Raw genomic sequence first — 19,604 nt, forward strand, 5'->3', positions numbered from 1 at the left:
ATCGTGGGTGAGTCGAAGATAAACGTAGGCAGCGAGGGGGCACCCCCAAGATGCGCAGGTCAAGGCTGGGATAGGCTTTATTGGTCATGAAGGCGGCTTTTTCGGGTCCGGTCCACACAGCGGCGGCCCATACGGTCTACCTCGATCATGCGGCCACCACTCCGATGTTTCCTGCCGCCATCGAGGCGATGACGGCTGCGCTCGGGATGGCGGGTAACGCGTCGTCGCTGCACGGGTCGGGTCGCGTCGCCCGGCGGACGCTGGAAGAGGCGCGTGAGTCGATCGCGGCGGATCTGGGCGCCCGGCCCTCGGAGGTCATCTTCACCTCCGGTGGGACCGAGAGCGACAATCTGGCGGTCAAGGGCATCTACTGGGCGCGCCGGGATGCCGACCCGCGCCGGACCAGGATCATCGTCAGCTCGGTCGAACATCACGCGGTGATCGACGCGGTCGAGTGGTTGGAGAAGCACGAAGGGGCCAGGGTCACCTGGCTGCCGGTGGACGCCGAGGGCATCGTCTCGCCACGGACGCTGCGGGCCGCGCTGTCGGCCGATCCCGATGATGTCGCGCTGGTAACCGTCATGTGGGCGAACAACGAGGTCGGCAGCATCCAGCCGATCGGCGAGTTGGCCGCCGTGGCACAGGAATTCGGCGTACCCATGCACAGCGACGCGGTGCAGGCGGCGGCGCAGTTGCCGATCGACTTCGCCGCGAGCGGGTTGTCGGCGGCCAGTTTCGCCGGACACAAGGTCGGCGGGCCGCACGGCGTCGGCCTGCTGCTGCTCGGCAGGCAGGTGCCCTGTGTGCCGCTGCTGCACGGCGGCGGGCACGAACGCGACCTGCGTTCCGGCACCTCGGATACCGCGGCCGCGGTCGGCCTGGCCACCGCGCTGCACCAGACGGCGGTGGAATTGCCCACCCGCACTGCGGAATTGACCGCGTTGCGGGACGCGCTGATCGACGGCGTGCTCGCCATCGAGCCGGACGCGGTGCTCAACGGCGCCCCCGGCGAGCGGCGATTGCCGGGCAACGTGCACTTCACTTTCCCCGGCTGCGAAGGCGATTCGCTGCTGATGCTGCTGGACGCGGCGGGGATCGAATGTTCGACCGGATCGGCGTGTACCGCGGGCGTCGCGTCGCCGAGCCACGTGTTGATCGCGATGGGTGTCGAACAGTGGCAGGCCCGCGGGTCGCTGCGCTTTTCATTGGGGCACACCTCGACTCGCGCCGACGTGGACGCGCTGTTGGGTGTCCTGCCCCAGGTTGTCGATCGGGCCAGGGCCGCGGGCCTGGCCGGTGCGAAGGGAGGTGTTTGATGCGAGTACTTGCCGCGATGAGTGGTGGTGTTGATTCCGCGGTGGCGGCGGCACGTGCGGTCGACGCTGGTCACGAGGTGGTCGGCGTGCATCTCGCGCTGTCCGCGTCGCCGGGCACGTTGCGGACCGGGTCGCGTGGCTGCTGCTCCAAGGAGGACGCGGGCGACGCCCGGCGGGCCGCCGATGTGCTCGGCATCCCGTTCTACGTCTGGGATTTCGCCGATCGCTTCAAGGAAGACGTGATCGACGATTTCGTCGCCGCCTACGCGGCCGGTGAGACGCCGAACCCGTGCCTGCGTTGCAACGAGAAGATCAAGTTCTCCGCTCTGGCCGATCGCGCGCTCGCGCTCGGCTTCGACGCCGTGGTCACCGGTCATTACGCACGGCTCGACGACGGCGTGCTGCGCCGGGCCGTCGACGCCGACAAGGACCAGTCCTACGTGCTCGCGGTGCTGAACGCACAGCAGCTGTCGCGCGCCATGTTCCCGGTCGGCGACACCCCGAAGCCACGGATCCGCGAAGAGGCCGCCGAGCGTGGGCTGGCCGTCGCGAACAAGCCGGACAGCCACGACATCTGCTTCATTCCGTCCGGCGATACCCAGGCGTTTCTCGGCGCGAAGATCGGCATCCGGCCGGGTGCGGTGATCGATGCCAACGGTCAGAAGCTCGCGGATCACGAAGGCGTGCACGGGTTCACCATCGGTCAGCGCAAGGGACTCGGGCTGCCGGGCCCGGCAGCCGACGGTAAGCCGCGCTACGTGACCGGCATCGATCCCGACTCCGGCACCGTCCGAGTCGGCTCGGTCGAGGACCTGCAGGTGTGGGGCATCGATGCGGAACGCGCGATCTGGACCTCCGGTGCCGCACCGGACGGGCCGATCGAGTGCGTCGTGCAGGTGCGCGCGCACGGCGGCACGGCGCCCGCGATTGCCGAGGCCGTCGGCGCGGGACTGTCGGTACGGCTGCGCGAGCCGCTGACCGGCGTCGCGCGCGGCCAGGCGGTCGTGCTGTATCGCCCGGATGAGCTGGGGGACTTGGTGATCGGCAGCGGAACCATCTCCGGTACCGACGGCGTCGACGGCGCGCTCGGCAGCGACGTGGAGTCCGCCGCCACGCGGTGAACCCCGCGCCGGCGTGCCGAGAATGCAGGGCGGCGTGGTCGTCCGCCTGGCGGGTGGTCGGCGAATCCGCCTGCCGCGCACACTGATCTGACCGCGACCGGGCATCCGGTGGCGCACCACGATCGACTGAGGAAGCGGACAACGGTGTACCAGAACGCGAAAGGCACAGAAATCGACCGAGCGAGCGACGCCGAGGACAAGTCCGGATTGCGCGGCGGGATCGCGACCGGGGTAGGTTCCTGGCCGGGCGCCGATTCCCGCGAGGCCGCCACCACCGTGCTCGGCGAATTGCCGGATCTGCCACATCTGGCGGAACTGCCGAGCCGCGGCGCGGGCGCGGACATGATCGGCCGGATGTCGGCGCTGCTGGTCGACATGCGATTCGACACCACCACCCGGGGATACCGGCTCGCGCCGCGGCCGGGGGGAGTATCGCGGCGGGCCCGCGATCTGCTCCGCGGCGACCTCGACGCGCTCGAAGAAGCCTGGGAGACAGCGGGATCGGCGGGATCCGGTCGACCGATCAAGCTGCAGGTGGCCGGTCCGCTCACGCTCGCGGCGCAGGTCGAGCTGCCGAGCGGACACCTCGCCGTCACCGATCCCGGTGCGCTGCGCGACCTTTCGGAATCCCTCGCCGAGGGCCTGGCCAACCACGTCGCCGAGGTCCGCAAACGACTCGGCGCGGAAGTCGTTCTGCAACTGGATGAACCGTCACTGACCGCAGTCCTCGAAGGCTCGCTGAGCGGCGTCAGCATGCTCGACAGCGTTCGCTCGATGCCGGAACCCGAAGCCCTCACCATCCTGGACACCGTCATCGGCACGCAGTCCGCGCCGGTGCTCATTCACAGCTGCGCCCAACCGCCCGCCCTCGCCTTCCTCCGTCGAAGTACCGCCGCCGCAATCGGATTCGACATCGCCACCATCGCCACCCGCGATCTCGACAGCATCGGCGAAATCCTCGACGCCGGCAAACATCTGGTTCTCGGCCTGGTCCCCACCACCGCGCCCGCCACCCCGCCGACCTGGCGCGACATCGCCGAACCCGGCGTCCGCCTCATCGATCGCCTCGGCTTCGCCCGCACCACCCTGGCCACCCAGGTCCTGGTCAGCCCCGCCTGCGGCCTCGGCAACGCGCCGCTGACCTGGGCCCGCAAGGCCGTCAGCCTGGCCACCGAGGTCGCCCGCGCCTACGCCGAAGACCCCGAATCGCTCACCTTCGAGGAGCCGTCGGGCATCGCCTGACCCGCTCGCCGTGCCTCGCGCGGTCATCGCGGCCATCCAGTGCTGCGACGTGCGCGAACACTGCCGGGAGATGTCGGTGGGCTCCGCTAATGTGCGTTGGGTGAGTGACAGCGGTGCGGTGAACAGTGACGCGAGCGCGGCGGCCCCGGCGACGGCGGAGCAGCGCGTCGAGTGGCAGCGACTGGCGGACGAGGTGCGCGAGCATCAGTTCCGCTACTACGTGCGGGACGCACCGATCATCACCGACGGTGAGTTCGACACGCTGCTGCGGCAGCTGCAGGCGATGGAGGAGGCGCATCCCGATCTGCGCACCCCCGATTCGCCGACCCAGCTCGTCGGCGGCGGGTTCGCGACCGACTTCACCGCGGTCGATCACCTCGAGCGGATGTTGTCGCTGGACAACGTGTTCGACTTCGACGAGCTGCGCGCCTGGGCGAGCCGCGTAGAGGTCGAGACAGGGACCGATCTGCACTATCTGTGCGAGGTGAAGATCGACGGTGTCGCGCTCAACCTGGTCTACGAGAACGGGCGGCTGGTGCGCGGCGCCACCCGCGGCGACGGGCGCACCGGCGAGGACGTCACGCTCAACGCCCGCACCATTGAGGACATCCCCGGCGAGCTGACGCCGACCGACGAGTTTCCGCTCCCCACGCTGCTCGAGGTGCGCGGCGAGGCGTACATGCGGCTCGCGGATTTCGAGACGCTCAACGCGGCGATCGTGGCCGAAGGCAAACCGCCGTACGCCAATCCGCGCAATACCGCGGCGGGCTCGCTGCGGCAGAAGGACCCGTCGGTCACCGCGCGCCGCAGGCTGCGGATGATCTGCCACGGTTTCGGCCGCATCGAGGGCTACACCCCGGCCTCGCAGCACGAGGCCTACCGCGCGCTCGCCGCATGGGGTCTGCCGGTGTCCGAGCACACCAAGCTGGTGCGGGGCATCGACGCCGTCATCGAACGCGTCGAGTACTGGGGCGTGCACCGCCACGATATCGAGCACGAGATCGACGGCCAGGTGATCAAGGTCGACGAGATGGCGCTGCAGCGTCGCCTCGGCGCCACCTCGCGGGCCCCGCGCTGGGCGATCGCCTACAAGTACCCGCCGGAAGAGGCGACCACCAAACTGCTGAACATCGAGGTGAACGTCGGCCGCACCGGCCGGGTCACCCCGTTCGCGGTGATGGAGCCGGTCTCCATCGCGGGCTCGACGGTCGCGATGGCCACCCTGCACAACGCCTCGGAGGTCAAGCGCAAGGGCGTGCTGATCGGCGACACGGTCACCATCCGCAAGGCGGGCGACGTGATCCCGGAGGTGCTCGGCCCGGTGGTCGACGCGCGCACCGGCGCCGAGCGCGAATTCGTGATGCCGACGCACTGCCCGGCGTGCGGCACCGAATTGGCGGCGCAAAAGGAGGGCGACGTCGACATCCGTTGCCCCAACCAGCAGTTCTGCCCGGCGCAGCTGCGGGAGCGGGTGTTCCATGTCGCCGGTCGCGGCGCGTTCGATATCGAGTCGCTCGGCTATGAGGCCGCCAATGATCTGCTGAAGTCGGGCGCGATCACCGACGAGGGCGACCTGTTCGACCTCGATGAAGAAAGACTGCTCACCACCACGTTGTTCGCCAACAAGGACGGCGAACTGTCGGCCAATGGCAAGCGGCTGCTGGAAAACCTGAGCACGGCCAAGAGCCGGCCGCTGTGGCGGGTGCTCGTCGCGCTGTCCATTCGGCACGTCGGTCCCACCGCGGCCCGGGTGCTCGCGCGCGAATTCGGCAGCCTCGATCGGATCCAGGAGGCCTCGGCCGAGGAACTGGCCGCCGCCGACGGCGTCGGACCCACCATCGCCGCCGCGGTCGCGGAATGGTTCACCGTCAACTGGCATCACGAGATCGTGGACAAGTGGCGCGACGCGGGCGTGCGGATGGCCGACGAACGCGACGAGTCCATCGAGCGCACCCTGGCAGGCCTGTCGATCGTGGTAACCGGCTCGCTGGAAGGGTTTTCCCGCGACGGCGCCAAGGAGGCGATCCTGATTCGCGGCGGCAAGGCCGCGGGATCGGTATCGAAGAAGACCGCCTTCGTGGTGATCGGTGACTCGCCGGGCACGAAGGCCGCGAAGGCGGAGGAGCTCGGCGTGCCGATCCTCGACGAGGACGGGTTCCGGTTGCTGCTGGCGTCCGGCCCGGAGGCGGTGACGCCCGCCGCGGCGAGCGAGGATGCCGAAGCGGAAGAGTAAGCGAGCAGGTGGGATTCGCCCGTCGGCGAACAGTGCTTGACCTGAACTTCGCTTCAGGTATGAGGATGGAGCGGTAGGCAACTACCAGGAGGTTCTCATGGCTCGTCCCACCGCACTGATCACCGGCGCGTCCGCCGGCTTCGGGCTGGCGCTCAGTCGCGCACTCGTGCAACGCGGGTGGCGAGTGATCGGCACCGCCCGCCGGGGCGAACGATTGGCGAGCGCGTCCGAGGAACTCGGCACCGCGTTCATTGCGATACCCGGTGACGTGACCGATCCGGCGCATCGCGCACTGCTGGCCGAAGCAGCAAGGAACGCAGGGCAACTCGCGCTGATCGTGAACAACGCCAGCAGGCTCGGACCGAGCCCGCTGGTCCGGCTTGCCGACTATCCGCTAGACGAACTGGAGCTGGTCTACCGGACGAATGTCCTCGGTCCGCTCGCGATAGTGCAGTTCGCGCTCCCGCTGCTGGCGCCGGGCGGCAGCGTGGTGAACATCAGCTCCGACGCCGCGATCGAGCCGTATCCCGAATGGGGCGGCTATGGTTCGTCGAAGGCCGCGCTCGATCAGCTCACCGCCATCCTGGGCGCCGAGCATCCTGAGCTGTCCATCTACGCGTTCGATCCGGGCGACATGCGGACCGAGATGCACCAGGCGGCCTTCCCCGGCGACGACATCTCCGACCGGCCGGAACCCGACATGGTAGTGCCCGCGCTGCTGCGACTGCTGGCCGAGAAACCCAAGAACGCGCGTTACGCCGCAACCGATTTCGCGGTGGGCCGCGTCTCATGACGGTCACGCTGGCGCAGCGCTCGTTCGTCCTGCCACCCGAACGCAATGCCGTCGCCCCGCCGGAGGCGCGCGGACTGGCCCGCGACGAGGTCCGCCTGCTCGTCGCCGGCGACCGCCTCACCCACGCGCAATTCCGGGAACTGCCGCGGCACCTGAGGCCGGGTGACCTTGTGGTGGTGAACAATTCGGCAACGCTCGCCGCGGCCGTCGATGGCCGGATGACGGGCAAGCCGATCGCCCTGCACTTCGCGACGTGGCTGGACGACGGCGGCTGGGTGGTGGAGGTTCGCACCACCGCACGTACTCCCTATCCCGCGCACGAGCTTTCGGCAGGCATGATCATCCAGCTGCCGGAAGGTGCGCGAGCCACCCTCCGCGAACCTTGGCTGGCCGGTGCGCGCCGCCTGTGGGTCATCGACGTCACCACCGATCCGCGTTGCCTGCTGGAGGTTTACGGCTACCCGATCACCTATTCCTATGTGCCGCAACGATGGTCCGCGTCTTACTACTCGACCGTCTTCGGCCGTATCCCGGGCAGTGCGGAAATGCCCAGCGCGGCAAGGCCGTTCACTGAGCGTCTAGTTCTCGATCTGATTGCCGCCGGTGTCGGGATCGCACCGATCACCTTGCACACCGGCGTGTCCTCGCCGGAGGCGGGCGAACCGCCGAGCCCGGAACGCTTCGTTGTCTCGGAGTCGACCGCCCGCACGGTGAACGACGCGAAGGCCGCGGGCGGGCGCATCATCGCGGTCGGCACCACGGTGACCCGTGCCCTGGAGACTGTTGCCGACGCAACGGGCCGTGTTCATCCGGCGCACGGCTGGACCGAACTGGTCCTCGGCGACGCTCGCCCGGCCCAGGTGGTCGACGGGCTGATCACCGGCTGGCACGCACCCGGCGCTTCGCACCTGGACCTGCTGGTCGCGGTGGCAGGTGAGAACACCGTCCACACGGCCTATTCAGCGGCGTTGGACACCGGGTATCTCTGGCACGAGTTCGGCGACAGCGCCTTGCTCCTGCGCGCACGGTGAACCAGATCAACCACGTCGTCGGTCCACGGCGCGCGCGTTGTCACCTCGCGCGCACGAAATTGCTGGCAATTCCGTGCGCGGCACGCTGAATCGCGCGCGACAGCGGGCGATGATCCGAGGTGGTGTGCGAAAGAGTGCGCCGCAGTCGTCAGTTCGGGGTGACGGAGACGGTGGCGCTCTGCTGGCCCGCGATGACGAATCGCCCGCAGGTGCCATTGCTCAGGTCGAGCCGGGTGGTGACCGGCTTCTTCTTGGCATTGAGGTAGGTGGCCTCGGCGACGACATCCGCCCCGGTCATCGAGCACACCTTCGCGATCGTCTCCGTGCTGTAGCTCGCGCTCCCCGTTTGACAGCTGGGTGCGGCATTGGCGAAGAAGATGCGAGCCGAGCCGTCCGGACAGGTCTCGGCGACGGCCTGCGGCGCGACGACCACTATCGACCCCAAGCCGATAGCGGCGGCGACGGAGCTTCGGACTACAAGACGACGAACCGTCATACCTATCGTTACCCATCAGTTTCGAACGTTTCCAGCAATAACGGCACACGAACAAGTCGTGGCGTCCAGCATGCTAACCCGTAACCAGCGTCTTTGTCGGGGGATCAGTCCGCGCCAACCGGCAATGCCTGCCCTATGCGCATTGGCTATGAATCCTTTTCGGGCTTGCCCGCAGTACCTACGGGTAAGCCCTGCTGTCGCGGCGCGCCGACGGGGACGAAAGGATGTCGGGATGCTGCGCAGTTTTCAGGTGACGAATCACAGATCGCTGGCCGAGGGGCAGGAATTGCGGTTGACCAAGGGCGGTGGACCGGTCGCGGTGCCGGTGACCGCCATCCACGGTGCCGCCGCGGCGGGCAAGACGAACCTGATCGACGCGCTCGGGCAGATGCGTGACGCGGTGCTGCACTCGGTGACCGGCTGGGATCCCTACGCCGGACCGGCACGGTCGCCGCATCTCGGATTCCCGGACCGCCCTTCGGAATTCGTGGCGGGCTTCGTCGCCGAGGGGGTGCCCTACACCTACGGTTTCCGGCTCGACAACGCCGACGTGACGGCCGAGTGGCTCTACACCCAGCCGCGCTCGCGCAAGCGAATCGTGTTCGAGCGCAACGGCGAACAGATCAAGATCGGGCCGATGTTCGAGGCGGCACGCTACGGGATCGCCGCGCTGGTGCCGCTGGTGCGCCCGAATGCGTTGCTGCTCAGCCTCGCCGGGCAGATGTACGCCGACGCGCTGGTGCCCGCCTACCGCTGGTTCGAGTCGATGCTGGAGGTGCAGCTCGGTCCGGCCGACCCGGCCGCCATCGCGCACCGGCTCGGCGGGCACATCTCCCGGTCGCCGGAGAACGCGGCACGGCTGCTCATGCTGTTGCGCACCGCCGAACTCGGCATCACCGATCTGCTCATCGCGGAGAACGATCCGATGTACGCGGACTACCTGCGCGACCTGGACGCCGACATCGCCGCGCTCGGCAAGCAGATCGAACTGTGCGCCACCTCGCCCGATTTCGCCGACCGGCTGCTGCGGGAGAACGGTTTCACGCCCGTGCTGCTCGAGCGCGAGCTGACCAACCTGAAGGCCGCCAGGGACGCGCTGTACGCGCGGATGGTGGCCCGGCGCGGTGTCGGTCTGGGCCTGGTGCACGACGGCATCGCCAACCCGTTCGACATCACCGACGAATCCGCCGCCACCCAGTCGCTGCTGCGCGTGCTGCCCACCATGCTGGACGCCCTCGACTCCGGCCGCGTCCTCGCCATCGATGACATCGGCGCGCAGCTGCCCGCCGAGGAGACCGACCGGCTGATTCAGCTGTTCCAGAACCCGGAAACCAATTCCCATGGCGCCCAACTGATCTACACCACGAACAATCGCGCCCTGATCGATCGCGGCAACGGGCGGTCCTCGCGCACTCGCAGCGTGGTCTGGCAGGTTCGCCGCACCGAACACGGCACCAGCGAGCTCGCCACGGTGTAGCGACCGGTGGATGTGCGAGGTTGCCTGCCGGGCGCAATAGCATAGGGAAATGCTGGAGTTCGGAATGCTGCTGGTCATGATCGTCGCCCTCGTCGGGGTGGTCGCGGTCTATCTGCGCGGCCGCGGCGGCTTTCGGCCCGCGCAGGGCGAAACCGGCACGCTCTACGTCACCGGCGTGAGCCCGCGGCCGGACGACCTGGTCGGCGAGCAGTTCGTGACCATCACCGGCACGGTGACCGGCCCGACGGTGCAGGGGACCGTCGTCTACGGGCGCTTCGCCTGGGACGTCAACGCGTGGCCGTCGATCGGCGATCTCATCACCGTCGCCTACCCGGCGGGCAAGCCGGAACGCTGGCAGATCGTGCATCCCGGCGCCCGCCCGAGTCTCGGATCCTGACCAAGGCATGTGTGACGTAGACCGTTCTACGTCGGATGGCACGATGCCAGGTATGGATGCGAAGGCAGGTATCGGTGCCGCGAACAAGGATTTGGTGATCCGGGCGGCCCGCCCGGACGAGTACGCGGCGATCGGCGAGCTCACCGTCGAGGTCTATGTCGGCGAAGGTTTTGTTCGCCCGGACACCCCGTACGCGGCCGAGCTGGCGGATACCGCGCAGCGCGGTGCGTCCGCACAACTCCTGGTGGCCACGCACGCCGATCGGATCGCCGGATCGCTCACCGTCGCTCGTCCCGGCACTCCGTACGCGGAGATCGCACGGCCCGGCGAACTCGAGTTCCGCATGCTCGCCGTATCGAAGTCGGCGCGCGGGCTCGGCGCGGGAACCGCGTTGGTAGGCACCGTGATCGACATCGCCAAGGCGGAAGGCTTCCAAGCCGTAGCCCTCACCACGATGCCCGCCATGACCGACGCCCGCCGCATCTACGACCGCTTCGGCTTCATCCCCACCCCCGACCGCGACTGGCACACCCCCGCAGGCGAACTCCTCACCGTCCTCCGCCTGGACCTGGCGAACTGACGCCCAACGGGACATGACGGCGCGGCGGGCCGTTCGTTTCTGTTCGGCGCGTGCGCTTTTGGCGAACGGTCAGCCGAGGACGGTGGCGACGATGCCGGCGAGGTAGCCGAGGCGGGCCACTTCCGAGGGGCGGAAGTCGGGGCCGCCGGGGCGACCGAGCAGCAGCACCTTGCCGGTGTTGCCGAGGGGCGCGGCGGCGAGTTTGGTATCCATGTCGCGCCAGATCTCGGGGACCCACTCGGACTCGGGGTCGAGGATGGCGGGCTTCTCCAGCGGCATCCACGGGGCCGAACCCGCTTGCGTCTCCGGCGCACTCGGGCTGCCGACCACGCGGTAGGCGCCCTGCGGGCCCATGTCGATGATGGTGCTCCAGCCGACGCGCAGCACGCGGGGCACGCCGTCGACGAGCACCTGCAGCCGGTCGTCCTTGGCGCTGGCTACCTGGTCGATGAGTTCGAGTTCGCGGTGGGTGTCCAGCACGCCGGAGTACGGGCGGATGGAGTCGACGCGCACATCGCCGATCGATTCGGCGGCGGTGATCAGGGTGTCGGGCAGTGCGCCCTGCGGCACCTCGACGACGAGGTCGTCGACGGCGAAACCGGCGCCGCGTTCCACCACGTCCAACGAGAGAATGTCGGCGCCGACGGAGCCGAGTGCGAGCGCGAGGGCACCGAGGCTTCCCGGTCGATCCGGAAGTTGCACGCGGAGCAGATACGACACGTGCGTTCCTTTCCTAGGGCGGCCGAGGCTCTCAACGGATACCCGGGTCACGCAATACTTACACCCCCGCGCCCCAGTAATCGACTCGAAGTACGGCCAGTGATGTACGCCACGCGGCGATTTCGTGACAATACGGCGTGTCGAGCTAGTTGGGAAACCGTGTCGTCGAACCGGATCGACGAATCAGTGCCGTGCGCGGCAGCATCAGCCTACCGCCGGGCTCGGACAGGATTGTCGGGTGTCGCGCTGTTGTGGCTAGGCTGCGCCCGATATGCGATGTTCCGCCGATTAGTCCGTATCCCTGGGTGTCTCAGCGTCACGATCGTGCTCAGTCGAGATGTGGCGGCATCCCCTGCGCGGCGATCTCGCTGGGAGACATGGGCGGCCGGTGTGGTGTCGGCGGCGGTGGCTAGGCTGTACCGGTTGGATATGCCTTATCCCGTTGGAGAGGTCGTATCCTATTGCGTCCCTGCGACGCGATCCCAACTGTTGAAACCGAAGCCGAAAGGGGTCCCGCGGTGCCCGCCATCTCCCGTGACGAGGTAGCACACCTCGCCCGGCTGTCCCGGCTCGCGCTGTCCGAAGCCGAACTGGATCAGTTCGCCGGTCAGCTGGATTCGATCCTGAGCCACGTGCGGACCATTTCCGAGGTCGCCGCCGCCGATGTCCCGGCCACCGCGTCGCCGAATCCGACGACGAACGTGACCCGACCCGACGTGGTCGTACCTTGCCTCACCCCGGCGGAGGCGCTGTCCGGCGCTCCGGCCGCCGAAGAGCAGAAGTTCGTGGTTCCGCAGATCCTGGGAGAGTCCCAATGACCGACCTGACCACGCTGTCCGCTGCCGAGCTTGCCGACAAGATCCACGGTGGCGAGGTGTCCTCGGTGGAGGTCACCCGGGCGCATCTGGATCGGATCGGCCAGGTCGACGGCGAGTACCACGCGTTCCTGCACGTGGCAGGGGAGCAGGCGCTCGAGTCCGCGGCCGCGGTGGATGCCGCGATCGGCTCCGGTGCCGCGCCCGCGTCGCCGCTGGCCGGAGTTCCGTTGGCGCTCAAGGACGTATTCACCACCACCGACATGCCGACCACCTGTGGCTCGAAGATCCTCGAGGGGTGGGTGTCGCCCTACGACGCGACGCTGACCACCCGGTTGCGCGCTGCGGGCATCCCGATCCTCGGCAAGACCAACATGGACGAGTTCGCGATGGGTTCGTCCACCGAGAACTCGGCCTACGGCCCGACCCGCAACCCGTGGGACACCACCCGCATCCCCGGCGGCTCCGGCGGTGGTTCGGCGGCCGCGCTGGCCTCGAACCAGGCGCCGCTGGCCATCGGCACCGACACCGGCGGATCGATCCGGCAGCCCGCCGCGGTCACCGCGACCGTCGGCACCAAGCCGACCTACGGCACCGTCTCCCGCTACGGCCTGGTGGCCTGCGCGTCCTCGCTGGACCAGGGCGGTCCCTGCGGTCGGACGGTGCTCGACACCGCGCTGCTGCACGAGGTGATCGCCGGTTACGACCCGCGCGACTCCACCTCGCGCAACGTGCCGGTGCCGCCGGTCGTCGCCGCGGCCCGCGAGGGCGCCAAGGGTGACCTGAGTGGCGTGAAAGTCGGTGTGGTGAAGGAACTTCACTCCGACAGCTACCAGCCGGGCGTGCTCGAATCCTTCGACGCCGCCGTCTCGGTGCTGAAGGAACTCGGCGCCGAGGTGATCGAAGTGTCTTGTCCGCACTTCGAATACGCGTTGTCCGCCTACTACCTGGTGATGCCGTCCGAGGTGTCGTCGAACCTGGCGCGCTTCGACGCGATGCGCTACGGCCTGCGCGTCGGCGACGACGGGTCGCACAGTGCCGAGCAGGTCATGGCGGCCACCCGCGCCGCCGGGTTCGGCCCGGAGGTCAAGCGCCGCATCATGATCGGCACCTACGCGCTGTCGGCCGGTTACTACGACGCCTATTACGGCCAGGCGTTGAAGGTCCGCACGTTGATCGCGCGCGACTTCGACAAGGCCTACGAGCAGGTCGACGTGCTCGTCTCGCCGACCAGCCCGTTCACCCCGTGGAAGCTGGGCGAGAAGGTCGACGACCCGCTGGCCATGTACCTGTCCGACCTGTGCACCCTGCCCACCAACCTGGCCGGGCATCCCGCCATGTCGGTTCCGTCGGGGCTGAGCAAGGACGACGGCCTGCCGGTCGGCTTCCAGATCATGGCCCCGGCCTTGGCCGACGACCGGTTGTACCGCGTCGGCGCGGCATACGAGGCGGCCCGCGGTCCCATCGCCTGACGAGTTAGCGAACTTCGTACACCCGCTCGAGACTTCGCACACCGGCCAGCTAGCTGACGCGTGTGCGAAGTCTCGACGCGCAGCCCTCCACCTATTGCTGGCTACGCGACGTGCTGTGTAGGTCTGCGGAGCCAGGCTCTGGAGTTCTCGGCATTCGCGTGCCATGGACCCCAATTATCAGGCGGGCCACGTGAATTCAGGGTCCTTCAGGTAATCCAGTCGGCGCTGGTCCAACGCCATCGCGACCATCTGGTGTGCGCCGGGGCCGATGATTTTGCGGACCGGCGGGTCGGTCTCATTCACCAGGGCGATGAGTCCTGCCGCGCCGACCTCCGGTGCGGCCTCCTTCCATTCGGATTCGTAGTCGGTCGCGGGCGGCGGCGCGCTCGGGTCCGGGTAGTCCGGCATGCCGAGGATCCCGGTGCGTACCTCTTCGTAGGCGGGTAGCCCGGTGCCGAACTTCATGCTCGTCTTCGCCCAGTCGGTGTCGAAGCCACCCAGCTGGGCCAGGGTGACGGCGATGCCGAACGGCCGCAGCTCGTCGGCGAGCGAGGCGCTGAATCCTTCCAGTGCCCATTTGCTCGCGTTGTACAGGCCGAACAGCGGGAGGCTGCCGACCGCTCCGACGGTCGAGATCTGCACGATGTGGCCGGAGCCCTGGGTGCGCAGGTGTGGCCCGGCCGCCTGGGAAACCCACAGGGCGCCATAGAAATTGGTGTCCATCTGGTCGCGGATCTGCGCCTCGGTGAGTTCCTCGATCGCGCCGACCAGGCCGTAGCCCGCGTTGTTCACGATCACGTCGATCGTGCCCATCAGCGCGAAAGCCTTGTCCACGGTGGCGATTACGCCGTCGCGGTCGCGAACGTCCAACGGCAGCACGGTGAGTCGGTCATCGGTGAGGTCTGCCATGGATCGCGGGTCGCGAGCGGTCGCGACGACGCGGTCGCCCTCGGCGAGCGCGGCCAGCGTGCAGGCCCGGCCGAGTCCGCGGTTGGCGCCGGTGATGAACCATGTTCTGGTCATTGGGGAGATCCTTTCGTCGCGAGACGCTCCGTCTCGTTTCAACGAGAATGTCAAGCGGACCGACTTCTGTCAATACGAGACGTATCGTCTCGTGGGTGTTACGCTGACCACGTGCCCGCCACTCCCAGCGTCGCCCGCCGCAGCGAACGCGCCCGCGCCGCGATCCTCACCGCCGCTACCGAGCTCATCCGCGAACTGCCCTACGCGAAACTGAGCGTCGAGGCCATCGCCGCCCGCGCCGGCGTCGGCAAACAGACCATCTATCGCTGGTGGCCGTCCAAGGGTGCGGTCGTCTTCGACGCGATGCTCGAACTCGACTCCGGCCCGGACGGTCTCGCGCTTCCCGACACCGGTGACATCGCTACCGACCTGCGCGCCTTACTCCGCGGCTCGGTCGCCGCCCTCACCGATCCGGCCTTCGAAGCGTTCCTGCGCGCCATGTACATCGAGATCCAGCAGGACCCCGAAATCGGCGCGGCCTACCGCGAACGCCTCCTGCTTCCGCAACGCGCCGCCCTCGCCGACCGCCTCGCCGCGGGCATCGAATCCGGCGAACTCCGCCGCGATCTGGATCTAGAACTCGCCACTGATCTGCTTCTCGGCCCGATCCAAAGCCGTTGGTCTCTCGGCCTCGGCGGCCTCACCGAGGCTTACGCCGATGCCGCCCTCGACGCCGCCCTGGCCCATCTGCGCCCATGACCGCTCGTTCGCTGGAATGCTCAGGCATGCGAAATCGGTTGTCACTCCAGGGTTTGCCCTAGGGAAGCCCGGATTCTGGAGGAGCTATCGGTGGGAGATATGAATGACAATTCTTGTCAGCACCCCGAACGGGAACGTCGGACGGCACATCGTCGCGGCGTTGCGTGATCGCCCCGACGTGCGCTATCTGGTCCGCTCAGCCGGATCCGCCGCCGCCCTCGGGCCCGTACGAGGTGAAGTGGCAATCGGTGACGCCGCCGATGGCGCGGATGCTCGGCGCGTGGCCGTCGGCGTGACCAGGCTGTACCTGGCGCACCCGTTCGCCGAGGACCAGGTGCGCGCGGAATGGACACTCGCGAGCGCGGCACTGGCGGCCGGGGCGAGCCGGATCGTCAAACTCGGTGCGCGTGCCTTCACCGGGCCTGGGATCGTTCCGGACGCCGTCACCGGCGCACACGATATCGTCGCGGCCCGGTTACGTGAGGCGGGCGTGCCCGAGTTGACGGTGCTGCGGCCGGACCGGTTTCTGCAGAACTTCCTGACCTCGCGGCACACCATCGCGGGCGGCAGCCTGCCCGATCCGGCCGGATCGGGGGTGCGTGGCTTTGTCGATGTCCGCGATATCGCCGAGGTTGCGGTCGCCGAGCTGACCGCCGAACGCCCCGTCGGCGGCGAGATCGAGGTAAGCGGTCCGCGAGAACTGCATCTGCGCGAGGTGGCCGCAGCCTTCGCCGCCGCGGTTGGCCGACCGGTTCGCTACCTCGACGTTCCGCTCGACGAGCGATGGCGGACACGACTCGTCGCGTCGGGCGCGTCCGAGTTCATCATCGATGGCTTGTCCGGCCTCTACCGGAACTACCGGGCGGAGCGAGCATCCGGACTCGGCGACGGCGTGCGTCGGGTGCTCGGCCGCGAACCGCGATCGGTCGACGTGTTCGCCACCGAGGTACTGGCGCCCGCCCGCTGACTCGCGCCGAGAAGCGTGATCGGAAACAGCGGCACCAGCGATGCCGGCAGAGTGCGAAGGGGGTGCACAGCGAAATCCATTCTGCGGTCGAGCATGTCCGGCCGCCGCCTAACCTGTTCGCACAACCTCGGTGACTAGACGATCCATTCCCGGTTCGCATTGTGTCAGGGAGATATGTTGTGCACCTGGTCGATTCGTCTGACACCGAAGACCAACGCTCGCGCGATGCCGCTGCAGGGGACCGGTGGGTCAGCTGACGCGGAGGGACTCGGCTCGCTCCTTGATGCCTGCGGTCATTCCCGCGAAGCCGCGTTGGAGGTGCTTGCCGAGCAGGGCTACCACCACGGGGTGCAGCCAGCCCGCGAGTTCGAAATGGGACTCGTAGCGGGTGCGGTCGCCGTCGAGTGGGGTGAGGGTGTGCGAGCGCAGGCTGTGCAGGGTGCCGAGGGGGACCGGCTTCATGGAATAGCTCAGTTCCCGGCCCGGAGTGTGCGAGCGGATGAATTCGCGTTGGCGGCGGGGTCGGGGACCGAGGCGCACGAGCATGTCGATCGGCTCGCCGGGGACCAACGAGCTACTGCATTCGCTGACGAAGGAGTTCCACTCGCCGTAGCGGGGGAAGTCGGTGATCACCTGCCAGACGAGGTCGGCGGGCGCGTCGATATCCACGGTGGCGTCGATGACAAAGGCCATGTCGGCAATTAGAACACGTTCTATGCGGTCGCGGTCCGCCTGCCCCGGCAACTTACGCCGCGTCGCTCGGCCTCGACGGCGGCGAGTGTTGATCTCACAGAGCGCGCCCGCGGCCAATGTGCTGCGGTCGGCCGGGAGGCGTGTGCTGTTCAGCAGGCGCCCATCGCGGTGCCCTGGTCGGTGCCGTAGCGGTGTCCATGGCCTGCGGGCGCGTCGAGGGCGGCGAGTAGGTCGGCGGTCGTCTGGACGAAGCTGAGCACCGGAAGCCATTGGGGCAGTGGCGCATCCAAGCGGGTGCCGGTCAGGTCGGGTGCGCGCCACAGGAGGGCGGGGGACCAGTGGACCACCGGGTCCGAGCTGTTGGTCAGCACGGTTGCGCCGGCGTGATGCACCTGCCCGGCGGGCGGTCCGGCCCAGAGGGCGGCGCAGGTGCGGCGATCCTGGTCCGCGTCGTCGGCGAAGACCGAGCTGCCGCCGAGGGCGCCGAGGCTCTGACCGTAGAGGTAGAGGTTGGGCTTGTGGGCGAGCGTCCGGATCCGATGCTCGACGGCGGTGAACAGTTCTCGCGCGGCGGTGACCGCCTGATCGCGGCCGAACACGAAGGTCACCCAGCTCGGCGCGTACGAGTACTGCAGGCCGACGAGGGCGACATCGCCGCCGAAGCGCTCGTCGAAGCCGCGCACGGCATTGCTGTCGATCCAGCCCGAACCGGTCGGCACCATCACCACCAGGTTGGACCGGGTGAAGGCGCCGGAGCGGTCCAGCTCCCGAACGGCCAGCGAGACACGGGATTTCAGATCCGGCGCCGATTCCACCCCGACGTACACCCGGTCCGGTCCCGCACCGCTGACGAACTTCCGTCCCTCGGCCCCGAGCGACGACCAGCTCACCGCCGACTCCGCACTACCCGAGGATTCCGAGATCGGCTGCACCAGAGCCGGATCCAGCGCCGCGTTGGCACCGGCATACGCCGCCTGCTGCCACCCGACCAGCATGGGTGTCGCGACGAGGTACAGAAACGCCGCCACCGCCGCGACCAGCGAAACCCCACGCGCCCATCGCAACTTGCGCAGCACCCAACCCGCGCCACGCGAAATCCCCACGAACACACCGACGATCAGCACCGCCTCGATCAGCCACCGCAGCCAGTAGTCGGCCCCGATCGGAGCCGTGCTCATCGCCGCCCGCAACATGTTCTGCCAATGCCAAGCAAGCGCGGCCGCGCCGGCAACCAACGCCGACGTCACGATCGGCAACGGCAGCCGAACCCGCGGCAGCCTGCGATTGACATCGAAACCGCAGCGCCGCAGCACGAATCGAACGATCCCCGCAATCCCCAACGCCAGCGCAACCAGCAATCCGGTCAGCATCGCCTGTGTAGCTGGCGTTCGCGGCAGCAGCCCCGGCGCCAGCGACGCCAGCGTGCCCACCCCGATCGCCACCGTCGTCCCGATCCGCGGCCGCGAGAGACGCTGCACCGCAGTCGATGCCGCGGTGATCGCTTCCTGCCAGCGAGCTTCAGCCGGCCGCAGCGGAGTTCGCGCCCGTAGGTCATCGAAACCGAACGTCGGCACACGTGTGCCGACCGGTCTGAACTGTGTGCTCGTCATCGCGGAACCCCCAGCACCGCAGTGCCACTCATCGCCGAAGCGGCGGTCGACGGAACCCGCTTCTTGTGCCGCACCGTGAGCACCGCCCCGAGCCCGACCACGCCCGCCCCGAGCACCCCGAGCACCGTCCAGTTGGTGGTCGGATCGGCCTCGACCACAGCGAGACCCGACTCGACGACCGGCGCACCGTAGCCCTGGCGCTGCGAATTCAGATCGACGAAGGTGCTCGCGATCGAGGCCATGGTGTTGCACCGAGCCCGCGAAAACGAATCGACCCGGTTGTCGCACGACTCGTGCATATGCCGATCGAGGGTGCTGTCCAGCGCCTGCCGCGCCCACGGTCCGAGTGGTTCGCCGTGCTGGTCGGCGTAGCGCAGCAGGTCGTATCCCAGGTCGTGCGCCTTGCACGCGGTCTCGAACTCGGCGGGCAGCGTCACCGGCGACGAGCAGTCACCCTGCGGATTCACCACCAGCCCGTCGACGGTGCTCGGCCGATAGCCGAATTGCGCGGTGAAGTCGTCCGAGATGGCGGCGATCGAACCGGGACCGCCCGAGGTCAGTGCGGCGACCGCCGTGCTGGCCATGGCGCTCTCCATCGGGGCGGGCGCGCTGGCGGCCGCCGCGTGCGGCGCGGGCGCCAGGAAGATGCCGGCCGCCATGGTGGTCAGCGCCACGGCGGTGAGTGCGGCGGCCCGCCGGGTCGCGGAACTGGTTGCGCCGGAAGAAGAAAGGGAGGCGCCTGCGGCCTGTGCGGACCGCGCCGCTGCGGGCCCTGCGTTGGTCGGTGTGCTCATGATCTACAAGTTAGGGATCCGCCCCGCTCACCGGCCTCACGCCGGGGAGCGGTATCGGTGGCCATGCCGCCGGGTGAGCCCGGTTGTGCCCTCGCACCTGGGTACGGGGTACGAAATCACCCGGG

At 68.6% G+C, this 19,604-nt stretch carries 19 protein-coding genes; 13 read left to right on the forward strand and 6 right to left on the reverse strand.

Features of this window, described 5'->3' with window-relative positions:
• Positions 1-86 precede the first annotated feature (86 nt).
• From ABZ942_RS01760 to ABZ942_RS01785, 6 genes are all read left to right on the forward strand, one after another.
• Complete coding sequence (locus ABZ942_RS01760) at positions 87-1,316, forward strand: cysteine desulfurase family protein (RefSeq protein WP_357378014.1); 1,230 nt, start codon at positions 87-89, stop codon at positions 1,314-1,316.
• Positions 1,316-2,437 carry a tRNA 2-thiouridine(34) synthase MnmA gene (gene mnmA / locus ABZ942_RS01765; protein ID WP_357378016.1) on the forward strand — a complete coding sequence of 374 codons (1,122 nt, stop codon included), beginning with the start codon at positions 1,316-1,318 and terminating at the stop codon, positions 2,435-2,437. The genes ABZ942_RS01760 and mnmA overlap by 1 nt, the downstream gene beginning before the upstream one ends.
• A gap of 207 nt (positions 2,438-2,644) precedes the next feature.
• A complete protein-coding gene (locus ABZ942_RS01770; protein ID WP_357379325.1) occupies positions 2,645-3,679 on the forward strand; it encodes a methionine synthase in 1,035 nt (344 codons plus the stop codon).
• 100 nt (positions 3,680-3,779) lie between these two features.
• Complete coding sequence (gene ligA / locus ABZ942_RS01775; RefSeq protein ID WP_357378018.1) at positions 3,780-5,912, forward strand: NAD-dependent DNA ligase LigA; 2,133 nt, start codon at positions 3,780-3,782, stop codon at positions 5,910-5,912.
• Positions 5,913-6,009: 97 nt separating this feature from the next.
• Positions 6,010-6,705, forward strand: a complete 696-nt coding sequence (locus ABZ942_RS01780; protein WP_357378020.1) for an SDR family oxidoreductase — start codon at positions 6,010-6,012, stop codon at positions 6,703-6,705.
• Complete coding sequence (locus tag ABZ942_RS01785; protein ID WP_357378022.1) at positions 6,702-7,736, forward strand: S-adenosylmethionine:tRNA ribosyltransferase-isomerase; 1,035 nt, start codon at positions 6,702-6,704, stop codon at positions 7,734-7,736. Before ABZ942_RS01780 ends, ABZ942_RS01785 begins: the two co-directional genes overlap by 4 nt.
• A 148-nt stretch (positions 7,737-7,884) precedes the next feature.
• Here the strand turns inward: ABZ942_RS01785 and ABZ942_RS01790 are convergent, their stop codons facing one another.
• Positions 7,885-8,232 (reverse strand): hypothetical protein, encoded by a 348-nt coding sequence (locus tag ABZ942_RS01790; protein WP_357378024.1) that lies wholly within the window; start codon positions 8,230-8,232, stop codon positions 7,885-7,887.
• Between the two features lie 250 nt (positions 8,233-8,482).
• Between ABZ942_RS01790 and ABZ942_RS01795 the strand changes: the two genes are divergently transcribed.
• The 3 genes from ABZ942_RS01795 to ABZ942_RS01805 are packed head-to-tail and all read left to right on the forward strand — an operon-like array spanning position 8,483 to position 10,686.
• On the forward strand, positions 8,483-9,709 hold the full coding sequence (locus ABZ942_RS01795; RefSeq protein ID WP_357378026.1) for an ATP-binding protein: 1,227 nt from the start codon (positions 8,483-8,485) through the stop codon (positions 9,707-9,709).
• Positions 9,710-9,758: 49 nt separating this feature from the next.
• Entirely contained in the window at positions 9,759-10,106 is a 348-nt protein-coding gene (locus ABZ942_RS01800) for a hypothetical protein (protein WP_357378028.1), read from the forward strand.
• A gap of 52 nt (positions 10,107-10,158) precedes the next feature.
• Positions 10,159-10,686 carry a GNAT family N-acetyltransferase gene (locus ABZ942_RS01805; protein ID WP_357378030.1) on the forward strand — a complete coding sequence of 176 codons (528 nt, stop codon included), beginning with the start codon at positions 10,159-10,161 and terminating at the stop codon, positions 10,684-10,686.
• 69 nt (positions 10,687-10,755) lie between these two features.
• On the opposite strand, the gene ABZ942_RS01810 is transcribed toward ABZ942_RS01805, so the two are convergent.
• Positions 10,756-11,406, reverse strand: a complete 651-nt coding sequence (locus ABZ942_RS01810; RefSeq protein ID WP_014987212.1) for an amino acid-binding protein — start codon at positions 11,404-11,406, stop codon at positions 10,756-10,758.
• A 518-nt stretch (positions 11,407-11,924) separates the two neighbouring features.
• On the opposite strand from ABZ942_RS01810, the gene gatC reads away from it, so the two are divergent.
• Both gatC and gatA read left to right on the forward strand, forming a co-directional pair.
• Positions 11,925-12,224: an Asp-tRNA(Asn)/Glu-tRNA(Gln) amidotransferase subunit GatC gene (gatC, locus tag ABZ942_RS01815; protein ID WP_357378032.1), complete on the forward strand. Its 300-nt coding sequence runs from the start codon at positions 11,925-11,927 to the stop codon at positions 12,222-12,224.
• A complete protein-coding gene (gene gatA, locus ABZ942_RS01820) occupies positions 12,221-13,693 on the forward strand; it encodes an Asp-tRNA(Asn)/Glu-tRNA(Gln) amidotransferase subunit GatA (protein WP_357378034.1) in 1,473 nt (490 codons plus the stop codon). Before gatC ends, gatA begins: the two co-directional genes overlap by 4 nt.
• Positions 13,694-13,870: 177 nt before the next feature.
• Here gatA and ABZ942_RS01825 read toward each other — a convergent pair whose 3' ends face one another.
• Positions 13,871-14,716 carry an SDR family NAD(P)-dependent oxidoreductase gene (locus ABZ942_RS01825; protein WP_357378036.1) on the reverse strand — a complete coding sequence of 282 codons (846 nt, stop codon included), beginning with the start codon at positions 14,714-14,716 and terminating at the stop codon, positions 13,871-13,873.
• Positions 14,717-14,827: 111 nt separating this feature from the next.
• On the opposite strand from ABZ942_RS01825, the gene ABZ942_RS01830 reads away from it, so the two are divergent.
• Positions 14,828-15,415, forward strand: a complete 588-nt coding sequence (locus ABZ942_RS01830; protein WP_357378038.1) for a TetR/AcrR family transcriptional regulator — start codon at positions 14,828-14,830, stop codon at positions 15,413-15,415.
• Positions 15,416-15,518: 103 nt separating this feature from the next.
• Positions 15,519-16,382 carry an NmrA family NAD(P)-binding protein gene (locus tag ABZ942_RS01835; RefSeq protein ID WP_357378040.1) on the forward strand — a complete coding sequence of 288 codons (864 nt, stop codon included), beginning with the start codon at positions 15,519-15,521 and terminating at the stop codon, positions 16,380-16,382.
• Positions 16,383-16,631: 249 nt separating this feature from the next.
• On the opposite strand, the gene ABZ942_RS01840 is transcribed toward ABZ942_RS01835, so the two are convergent.
• From ABZ942_RS01840 to ABZ942_RS01850, 3 genes are all read right to left on the reverse strand, one after another.
• On the reverse strand, positions 16,632-17,075 hold the full coding sequence (locus ABZ942_RS01840) for an SRPBCC domain-containing protein (RefSeq protein WP_357378042.1): 444 nt from the start codon (positions 17,073-17,075) through the stop codon (positions 16,632-16,634).
• Between the two features lie 149 nt (positions 17,076-17,224).
• Positions 17,225-18,685 carry an alpha/beta-hydrolase family protein gene (locus ABZ942_RS01845; RefSeq protein WP_357378044.1) on the reverse strand — a complete coding sequence of 487 codons (1,461 nt, stop codon included), beginning with the start codon at positions 18,683-18,685 and terminating at the stop codon, positions 17,225-17,227.
• A complete protein-coding gene (locus ABZ942_RS01850; protein ID WP_357378046.1) occupies positions 18,682-19,479 on the reverse strand; it encodes a hypothetical protein in 798 nt (265 codons plus the stop codon). The genes ABZ942_RS01845 and ABZ942_RS01850 overlap by 4 nt, the downstream gene beginning before the upstream one ends.
• Positions 19,480-19,604: the final 125 nt, after the last annotated feature.

Source organism: Nocardia sp. NPDC046473, assembly GCF_040645995.1.
Classification (GTDB): Bacteria; Actinomycetota; Actinomycetes; order Mycobacteriales; family Mycobacteriaceae; genus Nocardia.